This window comes from Streptococcus pseudopneumoniae (genome assembly GCF_001072315.1).
In the GTDB taxonomy this organism is placed as follows: Bacteria; Bacillota; Bacilli; order Lactobacillales; family Streptococcaceae; genus Streptococcus; species Streptococcus pseudopneumoniae_R.
On sequence record NZ_JVLI01000006.1, the window covers coordinates 1 to 1,073 of the forward strand.

General features: G+C 40.4%; 1 protein-coding gene. It reads left to right on the top strand.

All coding sequences use genetic code 11. The features are described 5' to 3' along the window. On the top strand, positions 1 to 1,073 hold a 1,073-nt coding region (locus ADH54_RS10900), incomplete at both ends, for a DUF1542 domain-containing protein (protein WP_049523319.1).

Below are 1,073 nucleotides of genomic sequence, written 5' to 3' on the forward strand. Positions count from 1 at the left end.
TGACAAGGCAGCCGCAGCTAAGATTCAAGCTATTGAAGGCAACGCTAAACTTTCAGAAGCAGAAAAATCAGTAGCCAAAGCAGCAGCTAAGAAAGTCGCTGAAGATGCGAAGAAGGCTATTGAAGCATCTACAAGTCAAGCGGAAGTAGATTCAAACGTAACGAAAGGTACGGACTCTATCTCATCAGTTGCGGAAGTTGGAAAAGATCAGGCTAAGGCAGCAATAGATTCAGCCCTATCTGATAAGGAAACTGTAATTGATAGCAACGCTAAACTTTCAGAAGCAGAAAAATCAGCAGCTAAAGCAGAGGTTAAGAAAGCCGCAGATGAAGCTAAGAAAGCAATCGATGCAGCTACAACTCAAGCAGAAGTAGATAGAATTCTTCGTAATGACATTTACAAAGATGATGCAGCAATTAACGAAGTAGAATCATTTGACTTATCATCTCTATTAGTCAATGGATTTGTCTCTGTTACACAAGGAGAAACTTTAACAGATCAAGAAGTACTATCTAAAGTAAACTTACCGAAGGATGTAGAGGTTATTAAAGTTGAAAAACCTACAACATCAGCGTTAGGTAGACTAGTAGCTAAAGTAACACTTAAGTTATCAGATGGAAGTGTAGAAGAAATCAACGTACCTGTTGAAGTTGTTGCTCCACAAAATCATGGAAATGAAGGAAATGGAGCAAATAACGGCTCTACTAACACTGAAGCGAAAGTGAATAAAGCTAAGTTAGAAGCGGCTATCCATCAATTAGATGAATTTAAGTTTGATGCAGAAACTGCAAAAGAAGCGAATGCACTATCAGCAGATGCTAAGAAAGTATTTGCTAATGCAGACGCAAGCCAAGATGAAGTGGATGCAATGGTGAAACGTATCGAAGACTTCATGGCGAAAGTTGCTCCATCAACTGACCATACAAGCCCAGCTAAGGACCAAGCTACTCAAACACCAGCTGTGGCTCCAGCTACAACTCAAGCAGCAGCTAATGCTAGCCAAGAAGCAACAAATGCGCGTAAAGCAGCTAAAGAATTGCCAAATACAGGTACAGCAGATTCTACTGTAGCTA